18 protein-coding genes are annotated in these 18,860 nt (G+C 37.0%); 3 read left to right on the top strand and 15 right to left on the bottom strand.

What is annotated here, in order from left to right:
- Positions 1-58: 58 nt before the first annotated feature.
- The 7 genes from JL102_RS14670 to JL102_RS23840 all read right to left on the bottom strand — a co-directional run bounded on the left by JL102_RS14670 (position 59) and on the right by JL102_RS23840 (position 4,897).
- The gene (locus tag JL102_RS14670; RefSeq protein ID WP_202245164.1) at positions 59-220 is read right to left on the bottom strand and encodes a hypothetical protein; all 162 of its coding nucleotides are present in this window, start codon (positions 218-220) and stop codon (positions 59-61) included.
- An 18-nt stretch (positions 221-238) separates the two neighbouring features.
- Positions 239-649 carry a hypothetical protein gene (locus JL102_RS14675; RefSeq protein ID WP_202245165.1) on the bottom strand — a complete coding sequence of 137 codons (411 nt, stop codon included), beginning with the start codon at positions 647-649 and terminating at the stop codon, positions 239-241.
- Positions 650-754: 105 nt separating this feature from the next.
- Entirely contained in the window at positions 755-1,756 is a 1,002-nt protein-coding gene (locus JL102_RS14680; protein WP_202245166.1) for a hypothetical protein, read from the bottom strand.
- A 4-nt stretch (positions 1,757-1,760) separates the two neighbouring features.
- Entirely contained in the window at positions 1,761-3,785 is a 2,025-nt protein-coding gene (locus tag JL102_RS14685; protein WP_202245167.1) for a phospholipase D-like domain-containing protein, read from the bottom strand.
- Positions 3,786-3,927: 142 nt separating this feature from the next.
- Positions 3,928-4,428: a mismatch-specific DNA-glycosylase gene (locus JL102_RS14690; RefSeq protein ID WP_202245168.1), complete on the bottom strand. Its 501-nt coding sequence runs from the start codon at positions 4,426-4,428 to the stop codon at positions 3,928-3,930.
- Positions 4,429-4,478: 50 nt separating this feature from the next.
- Positions 4,479-4,679, bottom strand: coding sequence for a hypothetical protein (locus tag JL102_RS14695; RefSeq protein ID WP_202245169.1), 201 nt, complete (start codon positions 4,677-4,679; stop codon positions 4,479-4,481).
- A 92-nt stretch (positions 4,680-4,771) separates the two neighbouring features.
- A complete protein-coding gene (locus JL102_RS23840; protein WP_262896867.1) occupies positions 4,772-4,897 on the bottom strand; it encodes a hypothetical protein in 126 nt (41 codons plus the stop codon).
- 579 nt (positions 4,898-5,476) lie between these two features.
- Between JL102_RS23840 and JL102_RS14700 the strand changes: the two genes are divergently transcribed.
- The 3 genes from JL102_RS14700 to JL102_RS14710 are packed head-to-tail and all read left to right on the top strand — an operon-like array spanning position 5,477 to position 10,925.
- Positions 5,477-6,559 carry an efflux RND transporter periplasmic adaptor subunit gene (locus JL102_RS14700; RefSeq protein WP_202245170.1) on the top strand — a complete coding sequence of 361 codons (1,083 nt, stop codon included), beginning with the start codon at positions 5,477-5,479 and terminating at the stop codon, positions 6,557-6,559.
- Complete coding sequence (locus JL102_RS14705) at positions 6,556-9,609, top strand: efflux RND transporter permease subunit (protein ID WP_202245171.1); 3,054 nt, start codon at positions 6,556-6,558, stop codon at positions 9,607-9,609. The genes JL102_RS14700 and JL102_RS14705 overlap by 4 nt, the downstream gene beginning before the upstream one ends.
- The gene (locus JL102_RS14710) at positions 9,606-10,925 is read left to right on the top strand and encodes a TolC family protein (protein WP_202245172.1); all 1,320 of its coding nucleotides are present in this window, start codon (positions 9,606-9,608) and stop codon (positions 10,923-10,925) included. The genes JL102_RS14705 and JL102_RS14710 overlap by 4 nt, the downstream gene beginning before the upstream one ends.
- 45 nt (positions 10,926-10,970) lie before the next feature.
- Here JL102_RS14710 and JL102_RS14715 read toward each other — a convergent pair whose 3' ends face one another.
- The 8 genes from JL102_RS14715 to JL102_RS14750 all read right to left on the bottom strand — a co-directional run.
- The gene (locus JL102_RS14715) at positions 10,971-11,462 is read right to left on the bottom strand and encodes a hypothetical protein (RefSeq protein ID WP_202245173.1); all 492 of its coding nucleotides are present in this window, start codon (positions 11,460-11,462) and stop codon (positions 10,971-10,973) included.
- Positions 11,463-11,467: 5 nt separating this feature from the next.
- Positions 11,468-12,064 (bottom strand): leucine-rich repeat domain-containing protein, encoded by a 597-nt coding sequence (locus tag JL102_RS14720; RefSeq protein WP_202245174.1) that lies wholly within the window; start codon positions 12,062-12,064, stop codon positions 11,468-11,470.
- On the bottom strand, positions 11,986-12,489 hold the full coding sequence (locus tag JL102_RS14725; protein ID WP_202245175.1) for a tetratricopeptide repeat protein: 504 nt from the start codon (positions 12,487-12,489) through the stop codon (positions 11,986-11,988). The genes JL102_RS14720 and JL102_RS14725 overlap by 79 nt, the downstream gene beginning before the upstream one ends.
- A 348-nt stretch (positions 12,490-12,837) precedes the next feature.
- Positions 12,838-13,908: a serine hydrolase domain-containing protein gene (locus tag JL102_RS14730; protein WP_202245176.1), complete on the bottom strand. Its 1,071-nt coding sequence runs from the start codon at positions 13,906-13,908 to the stop codon at positions 12,838-12,840.
- A gap of 739 nt (positions 13,909-14,647) precedes the next feature.
- Positions 14,648-15,559, bottom strand: coding sequence for a helix-turn-helix domain-containing protein (locus JL102_RS14735; protein ID WP_202245177.1), 912 nt, complete (start codon positions 15,557-15,559; stop codon positions 14,648-14,650).
- Between the two features lie 20 nt (positions 15,560-15,579).
- On the bottom strand, positions 15,580-16,029 hold the full coding sequence (locus JL102_RS14740; RefSeq protein ID WP_202245178.1) for a DUF2147 domain-containing protein: 450 nt from the start codon (positions 16,027-16,029) through the stop codon (positions 15,580-15,582).
- A gap of 5 nt (positions 16,030-16,034) precedes the next feature.
- Positions 16,035-17,003 (bottom strand): NmrA family NAD(P)-binding protein, encoded by a 969-nt coding sequence (locus JL102_RS14745; protein WP_202245179.1) that lies wholly within the window; start codon positions 17,001-17,003, stop codon positions 16,035-16,037.
- 1,285 nt (positions 17,004-18,288) lie between these two features.
- On the bottom strand, positions 18,289-18,860 hold a 572-nt coding region (locus JL102_RS14750; RefSeq protein WP_237390599.1), incomplete at its 5' end, for a hypothetical protein.

Here is an 18,860-nt window from a genome sequence, read left to right on the forward strand (position 1 = left end):
CATCTAATTATATAATATTTTATAAATAATGCAAAAAATTAGATACCTTAATATTTAATTATATCTTGCCCAGTATAAACTCTAAAGACTCTGCCTCTCCCTCCACTAATGGCAGTAGTTGTAACATATTCTCTTCATAAAGAAAAAGCTTACTATTTCTAACATCTAACACAGCTAAAGAATAATCTGATTCAGGAATAGTAATTCTCATCAATGCCAAAATACAGGATATCTTATCCTAGGAAGGTTTAGCAGATTTTAAGTATAACTTAACTAAATATTTTTCTCCGTTCCACTCTAAACCGACTTCAGGGTTAATAGGTATATTAAGATTCCCGTGGAACCAATTTTCTCTCTCTGGGGGAAACCAAGATATCTTTTTATTCCCCATGAATTTTTTATACCCAGCTTCCATCTTCTTATAATTTTCCAATTTAGAGGATGGCAACTCTCCAATTATTTCTGATATGTCGTTTTTCGGCCTTCTATGTTTGTGAAGTTCTTGAATTGCATCTCTAAAACGTTTATAATAATCCTTAATTGGATCATAAACTTCGGCAATTTGATTTTTTATTTGTTTTGCACAAGTCATTTTAGGACTACCAGACTTCAACACAAAGTCTATAAAAGAAGTCAATGAAATATCCATAGTATGATAATTTTGATTTAACCTAAAACCTCATTATAATCGTTGTATTCAACCTTTATTTCCCTGCACCCTGTTTCCGTTTCCGAAGCCCACAGTTCTCCAGTATTAAATTCCTAAAAAGTCATCTACTACCTGTTTCATCTCCTTCTGATCTTTGAAAGTAGAATACATATGCAGGTTTTCTGGCTTTACTCCAGACTCAGTAAGCCACTTTTTCCAGAAAAGCATTATAACTTCCCTATCTGTAGGTGAGACTGTGGTTACTCCATTAACTATGCTTCTATCATCCATTTCAAGCACCAATAATTCCACTTCACTGAGCAGCTCATTATCTAATGGAATAAGTCCGTAACCTGATTCCTCAAAAAATTGCTCCATGCTAGGATAATCAGATCGGTTAAACTCCCGCCTGAACCTTGCTATTAAACTAGAGCTAAGAAATTTAGTGCGGTTAGGATTTTGTTTATCTACCATGGTCTTATCATTGCCATATCTACCGGCTTCTATGTAGCCATCAGTAAGCAAAATGATTTTATTAAGCTTCTTTTTCACATAAATATGAGCCCGATCCATTTTCTCCAAATGAGTAGTATCAATTACAGTATTGTCAAACTCCTTATCCAGATAATACCAGAGATCAGCAGGCAGCAACTTACTGCCCTGGTTATATTCATAAACTGCCTGAATAGATAATTTTACTTTATCGAGATCTTTCCTATAAGTTCTACCTTCTGTTCTTTCAAACAGATAATCAGATCGGTCTTTCTCCCGGTTTTCAAACCCTGACATATCCAGATCGAACTTAAAATCAATTGAAGGGTTCTTTATCCTGTCAATACTATATTGATTAACAGAATAAAATTTAAAACAATCACTGGTATTTCGCTCCATAGAACGTTTAATCAATGGCTTTAAATCATTCAGTACATTAAAAATAATAGTGGTATCAGCCACGCTTTTCGGCTTCATCACCCGGTTACTCAAATCAGATAATACCACTACATTATTACCATATAGCATTATTGGTTTTTCCTTCTCTGTGTCAATAGATGCTGCTGAGCACTGAATAAGAAACGGTACTATGCTTATAATAAATAGCTTTCTCATTATTTTACTGATTATTGGCTGACTTAAGATTTTGAGTTCTCCATTGCATCACCTGAGCATCGGCTTCTATGGATTTTCTTTCAGCTATGTGTACTGAAAACTGATCAAAAAGTGCATCTGTCCAGCCCCCCATAAAGATGGCTATCCTCTCCAGCATATAAACGGTAGAAAAAGTAAAGTTCTCATTTTCAATGCGTGTGATGCTTATATGAGTAACGTTCTCAAAAACAGACTTCTGATAGTTGCATTGCTCAGTAATATTATGCTGTAACCGTTCCTTCTCAGCCTCTTTGCTTTGCTTGGCCTTATCATGCTGCAAGAGGTCTTCTTTGTAATTAGTGATAACGGCCTTTCTATCATTAATCTCACTATTTACCTGCGCCAGCTGCTCTTTTAACTCTACTATTTTGTTATTTGAGGCTTCAATTTCCTTCATGCTTTTTAGATATTGAATATCCTTATTCCTATCATCTAAAACCTTTATAAAGTGACCTAGCAGAAATTCAAAAGTGAGTAATGCTAACAGTCCGAAAACAAATACCAAATAAAAATTGCTATTCACCCAAACCATCCCCATTTCCCATGGCTCAGAACGATCTCCCTTCAAGTACTCAATATTATAAATGGATTCGGCTACTTTATATGCAGTAAAACCATCTACAAAAATCATCATGAGTACTAACAAAGAATAACGTCCCCATTTATTTTCGATCTTATTGAGCACAAAGATTAGCCCCATAATAAAAACAGGAACTAACAATATAAAGGCGGCGCTCACCCAACCTCTTTCCAGTGACTTTACTATGGCATCTCCATCAAATATTTCAGGATCTGTTATTGTGCCTCCGGTTAACCTTTCGGCACGGGCATCCTCCTGAGAAAAAATAAGAATATAAGCCGCTGAAGAATAGAATATAATACAATAGGCCACTACAAGAATGAGAAATAGTACGTTAGGAATAAAAGAATACCAAGCAATTTTAGGTCTAAAACTATTGCGCTTCAGCTCATCTATTTTCCCATTATAAGCCTCTATTTCATCAGTAAATTTAGACTTACCTCCCTGAGTTAAGTTTTCTATTTCTGTTTCCACTATTACCAGTTCACTTTTAGTAACAGTCATCTCTCTATCTATTTGCTCATTTGCCAAGCGAGTTTCTTTTTCCAGTAGCGCTATTTCATTTTGAGATTTGAGATCAAGCGTACCCTTAGACCTTTCTAACTGCTCAAACAAACTGGACTTAATAAGCTCCTTTTTCTCATTAGAGACCTTTATATCCCGCAGAAAATGAGTATAAACATTATCTAACTCCTGAGGCACATTACCTGCAAAACCAGAACAGTTAAGGCAACGCTCTTTACCCATGGCTCTAAGCTCCAAATCATCATAACTATGTACTTGTGCATAAATAAGCTTGTCTAATAAGGCCTCATAATCCTGAATATTTTTATCTATATCATTAGTTTCAGATGAGGTTTCCGGATGATCATCTTCAACCTTATTGATGTTATCCGGATCAAAATCTTCTGAACTCTCCAAAAGCTGATTAAACTTATCTGAGTACTGAGCAACTAACTGAGGATCTTCCGTATAAATAATATTCTCTTCGTTATTATTTCTGGCATTTTTACTCCAGTTATATGAGCCTGAAATAAGGCTGGCCTCATCTATTATGCAATATTTACTATGCATACTGCCGTAAGATGATTTAACCTTTTTCATTCTTACAACGGCACCAATATCAACCAGCTTTTTAAAGGGGAGATAATAATTACTCTGATTGTTATCTAACACTATTTTGATCACTAATTGCGGGTTTTGCTGAGCTCTTCTTTCCAGAGCATCAAACAAATCAAGATCAGTAAACCAAGAGGCCGCCACATACATACTTTTGCTAGCTGACTCTATTTTAGATGAGATAAGTTTAAAGATCTCCTCCCCTTCATGTAAAGAATGTTGTCGACTGCCTGTAGCAGTCTGAGGCTTACCGTTACTTTTCCATTTCGGGGTTAATGTTGGGAATTCCATAGGCTTTATTGATGTTTATTTTTAATCAATTAACCTACGAATGAGAAGATTACGAACTTTTGTTTCCTAACGAGGCGATTTGGTTTCCGGAGGGTATAATTTATTGAAGTAACACTAATGACATCTCCAAAAAATGGCCATTTCACTTATCTATAATAAGTTGCTTCAATTGAAACCAATACTCTTCATCCCAGTACCTTCTGGCACTGCCAGATGTTGAAGGCAGCACGAACATTTTGGACTCCCCTATAGTTTTCTCTTGCAAACCATACTTCACATGCTTAGTAAATCCTCCATAGCCAAGAACAAATGAGGCTCCTTTCTTACTATTAAAGGCCACATATTTAGGTTGATAGGCTAAAATTTTATCAATGAAATTATCCACCTCATAACTATCATCAGAAACCTCATTGTCATTTCCATATTGGGTATGCACCAAATCGGTTAAACCTATCTTGTATTGATTAATCTGAAAACAGTCCTTAGGTTCTAACTTGCGGTTAGTAAATCCTGCCTGGTATAGTATATCGTAAAATTTGTTACCGGGGCCTGCATAATAAAACCCTTTCTTAAATGAGGCTGTACCTTTAGCCGTACCGCAAAAAATAACATCTAGATTATGAGTAAGAACATCTTTTAACATAGCAGGAGATTAAAATGTAAAATTAAGATCTATTTTAATAATGCTCCAAACTACTTCACCCCATCAAATACCCTCGCCTTCTCTTCATCAGTTAAAGGAGAAATCCTGGCGCTTATATTCTTCAATTCATGAAGAATTTCCGCATCTCTATTTTCTTGAGTATTAAGGGCTGAAATAGATCGGGCAAAACAATATGGTATGATAGTAATGTACACAGCAATTGCAGCTACACTAGCTTTCTGAGGCGCCACTTTTTGCACTTTCAAGACCAGAATACAAGAACAAACCTCCTGCAGAGGCACCTACAAGTGAAATTATCCAAACTATAGTTTTCATAATAATCTCAATCTCCAGGTTCATGTTTATGAGGCTTCAAATCCGGATGTTTAGGCTTAGTTTCCGGATTTACCCTTCTCCTTCTATCAGGTGTACCATCTTCCTTTTTAGGTTTTGGCCCCGGTTTTATCATGCGTATCATCTTCTTTTTATTGTTGGTATTACTATAAATTAACTGAAACAGGGAGTATTAATAAATTAAACCTTCCGAACAACCTGTTTCCCTTTCCCAACGTAAGCATGTTATAATGAATTAATTCTGACCGTCTACCCTTCGACAAGCTGAGGCTGACTCGGCGGGAGCAACATCTACCCTACCTCGTAATTATGAGGAAGATATGACGAAGTAATCTCAGAACTATGAAAAGCAAGCTACCCCGGACAGTGGAAGAAAGCTCAAGATTGCTTCATTACGCTTAGTTGCATTCGTAATAACCAGTTGTTTTTTAGCCACATCGGAATCTTGCTGTACCGTCGTTCGGTGGAATAGGGTTCAAAAGCAGGCTATCCTCAAGTCCCTTAGTGGTACATCATACCTAAGATAACGAAATGAAGAGTAGGAATCTCAATATTCTCACGAAGAAGGTCATAATGCAAAAGGACTTTCAAAAGATCACTTAACCATACATTTTAAATCCTATAATTTTTACAAGCGGTAAAGGTATTCTTTGGCTTTCCTACTTTATTTGTAAAATAAATAGTTTATAGTTGTATGAACGCTACCGTCAAAAAAATACTTATCGCTGTCATTATTTTAGCTGCATTGGGTTTTATTTTTTACCCAAGATTTTTTAGCAATAATGAAAATGAAGCCCCCGCTACTGAAAATCAGTCAGACAAGACTAATAAAAAGCTGCCTGTTTCAGCTTTGGTACTCCAAAAAGGAGCGCTCAATAATACCCTCAGGTCCACAGGCTCTCTGTTAGCCAACGAATCTATTGAGCTGAAAGCCGAAGTTTCCGGAATTGTAGAGAGTATTCATTTTAAAGAAGGCCAAAAGGTAAAAAAAGGCCAACTTTTACTTACCATTAATGATGATGAAATTTTAGCAGAAATAGAAAAGCTAAAATTCACCAGAAAACTTAATGAAGATATTACCGATAGGCAGCAGAAGCTTTTAGCTAAAGAGGCCATTAGTAAAGAAGAATACGAAACAGCCATGACCACTTTAAACACCACCATGGCTGACATAAAAGTAAGAGAAGCCCAGCTAAACAAGCATCATATAAGAGCCCCTTTTTCAGGTATAATAGGCCTGAGAGAAATAAGTGTGGGTAGCTCCCTCAACCCAGGAGATCGTATTTCTAATCTATACAGCATTGATCCTATTAAAATAGATTTCTCTGTGCCTGGCAAATACATTTCTGAAGTATCTGCAGGCGACAAGATCAGCTTTAGCACAGATTCTTATGAAGAAACTTTTAATGGCGAAATTTACGCTATAGAGCCAAGAATAGACCCTAAGACCAGAAGTTTAAGAATAAGAGCTTTATGCTCAAATGATGAAAACAAGCTCCTCCCTGGTCAGTTTGCTAAAATTAATCTTACCTTATCTACTTACGAAAGTGCATTAATGATTCCTACGGAAGCCGTTATTCCAGAGCTCAACGGGAAGAAGGTATTCATATATAAAAATGGTGTAGCTGAAGCTAGAAACGTGCAAACAGGAATAAGAACTGCCGATAAAGTACAGGTTACAGAAGGCCTATCAGCCGGAGACACGGTTTTGACCTCTGGCGCTTTACAGCTAAAACAAGGATTACCGGTTAATATTCAAATCAACAGCCAACCATGAGTTTAGCCAGCATAAGTGTAGATAGACCAGTTTTAGCCATAGTAATGTCAATTACTATTATTTTATTTGGCTTAGTAGGTTTCAATTTTTTAGGAGTTAGAGAATACCCTAGTGTAGACCCGCCCATTATATCAGTTTCCACCAGCTATTCTGGTGCTAACTCTGATGTGATAGAAACTCAAATTACAGAGCCTTTAGAAGAATCAATCAACGGTATAGAGGGTATAAAGACCCTAAGCTCTACTTCCACCGAAGGACGTAGTTCTATAAGAGTAGAGTTTAGTTTGGATACTGACCTGGAAGCTGCCGCTAATGATGTGAGAGACAAAGTATCTCGTGCCATCAGGAACCTGCCAGAAGACGCAGACCCTCCCATTGTTTCTAAGGCAGATGCCAACTCCTCTCCTATTATTGCTCTGAGGATTTTCAGCAAAAAGAGAAATCTGCTGGAGATATCCGAGATTGCTCAGAACACCTTTAAAGAGAACTTTCAAACCATTGATGGAGTAAGTGAAGTTCGTGTATGGGGAGAGCGAAAATATTCTATGCGACTATGGATGGACCCTGATAAGCTGGCAGCCTATGATATAACTCCGTTAGACGTATATAATGCCGTGGAGGCTCAAAATCTGGAACTCCCTTCCGGACGTATTGAAGGAAACTCTACTGAGCTGACTATTAGAACTTTAGGAAGACTAAACCTTCCTGAGCAATACGACGACCTGATCATAAGAAACGATGAGTTTGGCCTAATCAGGTTCAGAGATGTAGGACGAGCCGAATTCTACCCAGAAAATGATCGTACCATCCTTAAGAATAACGGTATACCTATGGTAATGACAGCCATAGTGCCTCAACCAGGTACCAATAACCTGAGTATTGCCGAAGCATTTTATAAACGATTGGAAGAGATTAAGCGTAACCTACCTGAAGATATTGAAGTGGGTGTCCGTTTTGATAATACAGAATACATTGAGGAGTCTATTAACGAAGTACAGGAAACCATTTATATGGCCTTCATACTAGTGGTTTTGATCATCTTCATGTTTCTGAGAGACTGGAGAACCACCTTCATTCCAGTGGTTACGGTGCCTATTAGTCTTATTGGTACTTTCTTTTTGATGTACCTGTTTGATTTTTCTATTAATGTGCTTACCCTGCTAGGTATAGTGCTTTCGATTGGGCTGGTAGTAGATGATGCTATTGTAGTTTTAGAGAATATTTACAGCAAAATAGAACAAGGAAAAACACCACAGGAAGCCGGTAAAGAAGGAACAAATGAAATATTCTTCGCGGTAATCGCTACCACAGTGGCCCTTACAGCCGTATTTTTTCCTATCATTTTCCTACAAGGAATCACAGGGAGGCTCTTTAGAGAGTTTGGTCTGGTAGTGGCTGGCTCAGTGGTAATTTCCAGCTTTGTAGCCCTTACGCTCACCCCTATGCTTTCTTCTAAAATGCTTAAGAAAAGAGAAAAGCATAACTGGATTTATAACAAAACAGAGCCGTTTTTCGTGTGGTTAAATAATAAATATGGAAATGCTTTAGAGTATTTTATGAAAGCCAGATGGATAGCTTTTATCATCATTCTGGCTTCTGCAGCTGGCATTTACCTATGCATTAAGGTGCTCCCGCAGGAGTTGGCTCCCATGGAAGACAGAGGTACCTTTAGAATTATGGCCACGGGCCCTGAAGGAGCTACTTTTGAGTATATGGATTTTTATGTAGACCAGATGGTAGAGTTATCTCAGAAAGAGATGCCAGAATCAGAGTCTATTATCTCTATCACCTCCCCCGGCTGGGGAAGCTCTGCGGTTAACAGTGCTTTTCTTATCGTAAACCTTAATGATGCCGCTGAAAGGAAAAGAAGCCAAACAGAAATTGTGAATGCTTTAAAACCAGAAATAGCTAAAAACACCAGAGCAAGAGCTTTCATCTCTCAGCCTCAGACCATCGGAGATAGCAGAGGTGGCTTACCCGTACAATACGTGGTTCAGGCTAATACCGTAGAACAACTGAAGAAAGTTCTCCCGGCATTTCAAGAAAGAGCTCAGCAAAGTGAAGTATTCGATTTTATTGACTTAGATCTTAAGTTTAACAAACCAGAGCTTAATGTAACTATAGATAGAGACAAAGCCAGAGATATGGGCGTTTCTGTACGTAACATAGCGCAAACCTTACAGCTCTCACTCAGTGGGCAGAGATTTGGCTATTTTGTAAAAGATGGTAAGCAGTATCAAATCATAGGTCAGGTAGAAAGAGACAATAGAAACGATCCTTTGGATCTTAAATCTATTTATGTGAAAAGTGATGATGGGCAGCTTATACAAATGGATAACCTGGTTACACTTACAGAGCAGAGCACTCCTCCACAATTATACAGATACAACCGCTTTGCTTCAGCTACTTTCTCGGCCAGTTTAGCTCCCGGTTATAGCTTAGGTGCAGGTATTGAGGAGATGAACCGAATAGCTGATGAAATTCTTGATAGCTCTTACAGCACATCTCTATCCGGTAGCTCTTTAGAATACCAAGAGAGTGCCAGCAACTTATATTTCGCTTTTGGTTTCGCTCTTATTTTGATTTACCTGGTGCTTTCAGCTCAGTTTGAGAGCTTTAGAGACCCATTGATCATCATGTTCACCGTACCCCTTGCCCTAGCTGGTGCATTAGGCTCATTATGGTTATTTGATCAATCTCTTAATATTTTTAGTCAAATTGGTATCATTATGCTTATAGGGTTGGTAACCAAAAATGGTATTCTGATAGTAGAATTTGCTAATCAAAGGAAGGCTCAGGATATGTCTATGCAAGAGTCCATCATAGGCGCCGCCAAGGCTCGCTTTAGGCCTATTCTCATGACCAGTTTATCTACTATTCTTGGTATACTTCCTATAGCTCTAGCCTTAGGGGCAGGGTCAGAAAGCAGGGTTTCTATGGGTATTGCAGTTATTGGAGGTATGGTCTTCGCTACCCTACTCACCCTATTTGTAATCCCTGCGATTTACACTTACATCACCAGCAAGCAGAAACGATTAGCGAGAGTATGAAACAGTTGTATATAGTTATACTAATGATGTTTAGCACATCATTTTTAACACAGGCACAGGACACACAGAATAATTTGCTTACTCTGGAAGACGCCATAAAAATCGCTCTGGATAATAATTACTCCATTAAAATAGCGCGTAATGAATCAGAAATCGCCGACAATAACTACACCTGGGGTAATGCTGGTTTTCTGCCAACAGTAACAGCCGATTATCAAAGGTCTTACGGAAATCAATGGTTTGAACAACAACGTGTTACCGGTGATATCAACTCTGGTGATAATGTACAAAGCCGAAGACAATCTTATGGAGCCACTCTTAACTGGACGGTTTTTGATGGTCTTAAAATGTTTACCAGCTATGATCAGCTGGCAGAACTCAATAGGCAGAGTGACGAAAGCTTGCTAGCTAGCATTGAAATGTTAATTTATGACATTACCTCAGCTTATTATTCTGCTGCTCAAGAAAAAGAAAGGCTACAGTCGTTTACCAGTAACGTGGGGCTCTCTGAAGAAAGACTACAGATCGCTCACGATAAGTATGACCTGGGAAAAGCTTCAAAACTCGAATTTTTACAGGCTCAAGTAGATTTAAATACAGATAAATCATCATTAGTACAGCAAAGAGAGCTATTGGCTGTAAGAAAATTTGAATTACTTCGTTTGATGGCGGTAGATAATGACACCATCGATTTCACGCTTAATTACAAGCTTGCTAATGACAGGTCATTACAACTTCCTTTATTGCTAGACAACCTGGAGGGTCAAAACAGACAGTTACTTACGCTGAAGAGAAATCAAGCTATCGCCTTGTATAATGAAAAGCTAGCCAAAGGAGATTTATATCCTCAGGTAGACCTTTTTGCCGGTTATACGCATTCCAGCTTCGAAACACCGTCTGGCTTCGCTCTCAACGGAAACTCTAACGATGTAAATTATGGAATAACCGCTTCCTGGACTCTTTTTAATGGCCTTAATGTGTGGAGAAAAACGCAAAATGCGAAAATTCAACATGAAAACTCTAAGCTGGAATATCAAAATCAGCTTTTAGACTTTCAAACCACTGTAAAGACTACTTTTATTAACTACCAGAACAACCTTGACCTGCTATCATTGGAAGAGGAAAACCTGGACGTAGCTAAAGAAAATAATGACATAGCACAAGAGCGCTACAACATAGGTCTTTCTAATGCACTAGAGCTGAGGGAATCACAAATCAACTTAATTAATGCTGAAATCAGATATCAGAATGCTGCGTTTGCGGCTAAACAAGCAGAAGTACAGCTGAAATATCTCAGTGGTCTTTTAGTTGAATAGATAAAGGCTTAAAACCAAAGTTAAATTCCATATAAGAAGTACACTCTATTGTTGAGTGTACTCTAATTCATTAATAAACATTTCTAACTGTTGCTCCGTCTTTTTAAGATCATTATACAAACGCAACCCATTAACAGCAACGGATAATAATACGACCATTACTCCATAGATAGCATTAGTCATTTCCGCTACAAAAAAATATAATACAAGGGCAACTAAAAGTGAACTGAGCATAAACATGGAAGAGGACACCAGCCTGATGGTTATTTGTTTAGCTCCCTCCTGCTCCACAATGCCAATCACTTTAACCACTGATGCATGGCTTCCCCAGCTGCCATTTGTAATTGCTTTAACCGAAAAACTCCCTCTTTTCTTATCTACTTTTCCTACCCACCTTTTTTTAGAGTCTAAAATTTCATCATGAATCTGCAAATCTGGAGAAAACGGTTTCCTTCTTATTAAACTTACCTCCATCATTGCCACGGGATCATAATGCGCCTGTTCAAATGAGAGCGTTTTCTGTTTTAGGAAGATCATCTAAATCAATTATAAAGTGAAGGCGGAATATACTTCAAATTTGATAAATCTAATTCTAAATATTCCAGACTAGGTAGGTGACTAAGTAGCTTAAATAATTTATCAAAATCAGTAATTTTATTTCTGGATAAATCAAGTGCTCGCAGATTTGTAAACCCTAGTATGTCATCAGGAAGTTCCGTTATATTAGCGGAGCTTAAGTTTAGTAATTCGATACTTTTATCCAAACCTGCCAAATCATCGACTTTATGCCGAGGCTCATAGTATAACTCTTTTGAATAAGCGGGGATGTAAACCATGCTATATTCTAATTGTAACTGTATCTGAATTTCTTTTCTGATTTCTTCTATGTCTATAGAAAAAAGAGGTACACCTTCATAATCTTTGATATCAAGTTTTTCTTCAGAAATGGCTTTCATTAAAACTGTATCCCTCTTGATACCATAATTTTCTAAAAAGCCCGCTTGCCAGAAGGCTGACTTTTTATTTCCTAAAAAATAAGTTGAATAGATTTTATAATAAATCAATGCTTCAAATCTATCTTTTCGAGATGGGTATAATGATGCTTCTTCATAATCAAAGGCTGCTTTTTCATAATCCAATCCCTATTCAAGAAGTAAGCATTAGCTTTCATTTGAAGGGTATAGGAGGATATTCCGTAGTATTTTTCCAAGAGTTCAACATCCTTTATTACCTCTTCAAACTCTCCTTTATTAATTAGAACCGAATGCTTCAGCAACCGTCCTAAAATAGAAGCCTTATAACGCTCTAAATATACATCTAAAACCTCCAAAACCTCTTCAGAATTCCCTACAGAGTCTATTCGATTTAAACATAGAGCCAGACTAAAATATAAAGAAGAATCATTAGGATTACGTCTTAGGCCTTCCTTCACGTACTTATATGCTTGCTCCCACTCTCCCAAGCTCGAATGATTCTGATATCCTTCCATTAACTCTTTATCAGACAAAGTCCTGAGACAGGAAGACAGCACCAAAACAAGAGCAACTATTATGTGCAGCCTCATATAAATGATAATATTCTTATTGAAATTATAAAATCTAAAATTACAATAAGTATTCAATACATAACTATATATTCAGATTTCAAAACAAAGATCTAAAGTTGATCACTTTAACAACTATAACCCCAACAGGGCGTAGCATCTGCTCAAATTACTTTTTTTAAGCACAAACTTGTATTCATGCAATACTCCCTGTGCCTTTTCGCATCAGCCATTAACTTATTTTATTCCGAGCGAATGCTCTTGCTTATGGTAGGTCGCAGGACCGCTACGCTTAACCTACGACCAGTGGCTTTTTACATAAAGAGCCGGGGTTACATTGGGCTAATTATCACACTGACACTCCTGCTACTATTTCAGTGCACTCAGCACCTTACCGAGAATCGTATAAGCCCTTCTATGTGGATATCCTTGGCCATAAGCACTAGAGGTCAATGCTATTACTATGCTTTCTTTTGGAACTACTACCAGATGATTCCCTCCATTTCCTGAAGCGAACAGATATTCGTATTTTTTACCATGATACACCCTTTCAGCCTTATACCAAAGCATTCCATAATAATCAGTCAAGAACCAATAATCTTTCAAATCAAAAGCCTTGTGAGTTAACAACCTTTTTAGATAATCTTGTTGAATTATTTGCTCTTCACCACATCGCCCACCGTTCACTACTAACATACCCAGTTTAGCAAAATCCAAAGTGGACAGGTATAAATTTCCAGCAGCTACGGTTTGATTAGCTGCGTTGGTGAACCAATAAAATTCTTTAATACCTAAAGGATCAAAAACTTTTTCCTTGGCATAATCTCTCAGACTCATTCCTGCTTTTTCCTCTATTATTGCTCCTATGATGGCTGCATTGATATCTGCATAAACCCAGGCTACACCTGGTTCTTCAATAGTAGGAATACTTAGTATATATTGAACCCATTCATCCCTTCCTATCCATTGACCAGCACTACCAGGGGCATCTGCATTATCAGTATCTGCATTCAACCCTGAGCTCATATCCAGCAAATGGCTGATTTTGATTTTCTTATAATCCTCATGCATATCGGGATATTTCTCTTTTGGAAAAAATGAGTAAACATCCTGATCTAAGCTTTTAACCAATCCATCTTTCATGGCCACACCTAACAGCAAGGAGGTAATACTCTTACCTGCAGACCTGATATCATGAATGTGATTACGCCAAAAGGCATTAAAATACCACTCAACCGCTATTTGATTATCTTTGATCACCACTAAACCTCTGAAATCTTTGTTTTCAAAGTTTTCAATACTCGTATAGAGATTGTCCAAAGAATCTCTATTAAATCCAGCCTCTTCCAGATCAATCTCAGGAAGGTTTGGTGCAGGTTGCGCTTGTAGGAATGAACAAATGGATGAACATAAACAAGCTGCAATAATGATTTGTCGCATGTAGGGTAGTTTTGCGGTTGGTAAGTCTATTTCTAATTATTGTAAGTCTCTGCGTGCAACTATATGAGTCACAGAAACTATAAGCTTTCAAAATATGAAAATCTTTTGGAGCTCCATACAGCCATGAGCACTTATTTTAAATAAACAGCCAACTTGTCGTACACCCGCTCAAATTATTTCATTATCCTTATTCAATGATATGCTTGAAATACTGCCTTTGCTTAATAGCTAAAGCCATCCACGTATATTATTCCGAGCACATGCTCTTGTTCATGGTAGGTGGTAGGGTCGCTGCGCTTAAGCAATGATCAGTGGGGGAGCCTACAAAAAAGGGGTTTGTCCTCATTGTGAAAAAGGTAAACTCATTACCATCATGCGCTTTGATAACAGAGGACCTCCTAAGAACATCTGCCTACCAGAATTTAGTTAGCGACTTTTTTATGCACAAATCTGGTGCAATGGAAATCCTATGCCTAAAATCCAATAAAACGGACTTTAAAAAACGAAATTTTAACTCATAGGTACTTCTCAAGAGGCTTTACATGCTTAAAGACAGCCTCTGATCCAAAGCCACAGCCCTTAATCTCAATAAGTAGGGCTCCAATATCATATCTCAATAATGACTAATCCCTATAGACAGTGCCACGGTTCGTTCAACACTGTCTTCATGTTGGGCTCGATGAGCCACACGAAGACTTAGTTATTTAGCGGTAGTATTATTCTTAATGAAATCATTAAGTCAATTGAAAGATTGCCTAAATTCTAATGGCGATTGATTTGTTTTTGATTTAAATAATTTACTAAATGACTGTGAATACTCAAAACCTAATTCGAAAGCTATTTCACTAACGGTTAGTTCGGTTGTCGATAATTTTTCTTTCGCTATCAGTATTAATTTATTATGGATGTGTTGTTGTGTGTTTTGTCCCGTAAGCGTTTTAAGTATACCACTTAAATAATTTGGTGATATGTTTAGTTGATTTGCTACGTATTGAACACTCGGAATCCCGCTACTTATCAAATTAGGATTATTGAAATAATCATCGAGTAGTTCTTCCAATTTATTTAGGATATGATAATTGGTAATTTTTCGAGTTAGAAACTGTCTTTGATAAAACCTATCTGAATAATTGAGTAATGATTCTATTTGGGATATGATAATTCCTTCGCTAAATTTATCAATATTTGAATGATATTCCTGTTCTATATTTTTAATGAAGATGGTTAAAATATTCTCCTCTTTTTCTGAAATAAAAAGTGCTTCATTTACCGCGTAATTGAAAAATTCATATGTTTTTATATTCTTTGCTAAGGGTGTTCCCCAAAGAAAATCCGGATGAATAAGTAACATGAACCCACTACTTTTAAAACCTTTCTCTGCTTGAAAGCTAAATAATTGGCCTGGTGACAAATAAAATAAAATACCATCATCAAAATCATATTGCTGTTGACCGTAAGTATATTTCACATTTCCTTTGGCTACTTTTTTTAGCGAAATCATATAGAAATCAAAGATGACATTCACCTTTTCTTCACTTGTATAGGGTTGTATTTTTTCTAATGAAACTACACTTATTAAAGGATGTTCAGGTGGATTAATTCCAAGAATATGATGGTAATCTTTTATGGATTTAATTCTGTATGGATTCATTTTGATCTGTTTTCACTTAACTATTCAATCCTTGTCAATTTTAATCCCTTGTTTAAACCAAACCAAGATAAACCCCAAAATCCGCGAATATTTAGAATATCATCATCTTTTAAAGTGATATAAGAATCATAGGTATTTCCGCTTGAACCGTCATAATCATATAGTCGCCCTTTCCATCTGTCTTTTCTTTCGTCATATTTTAAATCGGTTAAAAATACAATTCCAATTAACGGGCGTTTACGTTTTGTCTCATCAGGATTATTGGTATCTAATAATTCATTTCCATCAGCATCTTTGAATTTTTCCAACTCGATAAGTTTACCATAATATTGGCTGCCCGTTTTGTAGATTAAAACTTTCCCTTTTTTAGTATTGCTATACCAAGTTCCAGTAATTTTATTCGCCCTATTTTGTCCTAAAGAATTATTTGTCATGATAAAAATCAATATCATTATAAAGATGTGTCTCATACATTTTAAAAATTTAAAGCAAATTCTTTTGCAAAATCTGTCATCTTTATTTCGCCTAGTTTAGGCTTATTTTTATTGTAATGTTCAAATAAGCTTCCATTATGAATTGTAATATTCATTTCTGTTAATTCTTTTGCGATTTCTTTAGAAGCCCCAATCTGCTCTATTGCACTTGTCATTTGTTTGTTACTGATTAGCACCCATTTTAAATAGGGTTTACCAATTCTATTTCCAATAATGGAAGCTACTTCTTGACAAGTCAGCTCTTCACTTGTCACATATCTTACTTTTCTTTCTTGATCTTTTGATATTAATTCTTCTGAAATTGTTTGGGCAATATCAATTGTTGAAACCCAAGCAATCTTATCCTTTGCACCGTAATTAGAAAGGATTATTCCTGAATAACCTTTAAGCAATCCTTTGATACCGTAATGACGTAAATAAAATAGTTTACCAATGAACCCTTTTAAAAATCCATTCCCTTTTATCATATCTGAAAAGGCATATAGATTATAGTAAAAAGATACGGGACGAATATGCGTTATAGAAATATCATCAGGAAGATTTCTTAAAACACTTTCAACAATGTTATGGAACACCAAAAGTCCAGTTCCTGCTGATTTTTCTGCTCCTACACTGCTCAGGTGTACTACTTTTTTTATTCCTGATTTTTGAATTGCAAAAGCATAATTGCTGGCAATATTCAGGGCTTCTTTTTTATAGTCAAGATTTTTATCGCCAAAAAAGTCGAAAGGCGGTAGCATGCAATAGGCTGCATCTTGATTTTCAAACACTTTAATTAAAAAATCTCTATCTTCAACTTTTCCTATTGCAGGTTCGGCTCCTAATTTTGCAATCTCTTTTTTTCTTTCTTCGGAACTGCTAATTACTGTTACAATATGTCCTTCTTTAACCAATTGAGATGCCAAAGGTTTACTAATATGGCCTAATGAGCCTGTTAAAACTATTTTCATTATTTGTATCATTTTTATTTTTGTTATACAAATTTCAATAGTTTTTAAATTTGGAATGTGTTCACATCTACGTTTTTTGTGTTCAAATTCATAATTTGAATTAGTTTCCTATATTACCGCTAACGGTCTCGACTATGCGTAGTGCGGGATTTCAAGGCACTTCACTTTCCGTTTAGCTTTTAGTTTATTAAATGTAATTACTTTCATATCAGCACTATCACCCGCATTACGTATAGAGGTGCCACCGAAAGGATAAAAGCACAGGTCTCACAGAAATAGGGAAGGACTGAACGTTAAGTAGTCTGAAATTCGATAAGGAATGACTGTCTTTGAGCAGTTATAGCCTTATCTTAAATTAGGACAAAGCTGTTAATTGGTGTAAAGAGCGATTACAGTATGCCTAACGAACCGCCGTATACCAGACCGGTAAGTACGGTGGTGTGAGAGGATCTCCCTAATCTGTAAAAGGATTAGGGCATCCTACTCGATTGTGCCCAGCATGGGCATCAGGTATCGAAGACACCAAATTATTCCAGAGGGTGAAAGTCCCTTATGCGCGGGAGTCGTGTCCCGAAACATTAGCAAGTCGCAAGGTGGTTTGTCGTGAGGCAGGTACCGAAGGAAGCGAGACTGCAAATCCCGTTTCCAAAGAACAGAATCAAGCGAAGCGTATCATGAACACCTTTATAAAATAAACACAACAGTGAATAAACTGGATACTGAGGCTGCATGAGTCGGATGAGGTAGCACATCATACTGACGTCCAAAAGTGGTTATCCACTCAGCACCTATGCAGTAGATCCGGTGGATATTGGGAGAAGGAATATGCCCTTACCTGGGGAGGTCTTCCGCCATCGAGAATGAGGGAAGAAGTCAGCAGAGGTCATAGTAGTTATTGGTAACGAGCCTTGAAAACAAGGAGGTCTCTCCAGATAATGAAGGACTAAACATTGAATCGTGTCCTAATTCGATTAGGAATACTGTTCTTTGAGCCGGTATAGCCTATTCTTAAGCAGACAGAAGGAAACTACAACCCGAGATTCAATGAACTGGGGCTGAACGTTACGAAAATGTCTGGTAGACATTTTTATTGATGAGCCAGCCTGAAGGGAGGGNCCCGAGATTCAATGAACTGGGGCTGAACGTTACGAAAATGTCTGGTAGACATTTTTATTGATGAGCCAGCCTGAAGGGAGGGATAGAGACCGGTACTTACGGTGGTGTGAGAGGCGCACTCTGGCTCAATTTGAGCCAGAGCTGTTTACTCTATTGGGCGTTCGTGATTTTAATCAAATTGGTATAAGTCAAACGGAATATCCCACAATATGAAACCATGCTGTTCTCGTTTTACTCCAAAGACTTCATAGTCCATTAGCTGAAGTATCATTGTCTCTCCCCATTGATCAATCGGTTTAATGTCAAGTGTTACTAATTCTTTTTTTGTTTCTTCAATTCCTCTTATCTCTTTTGTCAATTGTCCATTTTGGTATTGTCGATAGATACAGTCTTCGGAAATCCAGAAAATTTTACACTCCTTATTCTTTAAAGAAATTTCCTTAGGAAACTGATCTTTATAGATGAATCTTCCAAGTACGTCATTAATAATTATCTTGCTATCATGATAACCAACAGTCAAGTTTTGGTCGATCATACCAGATATTGCTTCATCAAAGTGAAGTCCTTCTTTGCTTTTAAACATTACGTCAGGGATCAAATCATCAATCAGATTTTTATCCCCCGTTGTTGTTAAAATTGCTTTATTCCATGCCATATCCTCTGTTTTTAAGCCATGACGACGTAGAGTAGAGCCTGATAGCTCTAATTTTCTATAAATATAGTAAAATAGAACTATCAGCG

Source organism: Fulvivirga sediminis, assembly GCF_016757215.1.
Lineage (GTDB): Bacteria > Bacteroidota > Bacteroidia > Cytophagales > Cyclobacteriaceae > Fulvivirga > Fulvivirga sediminis.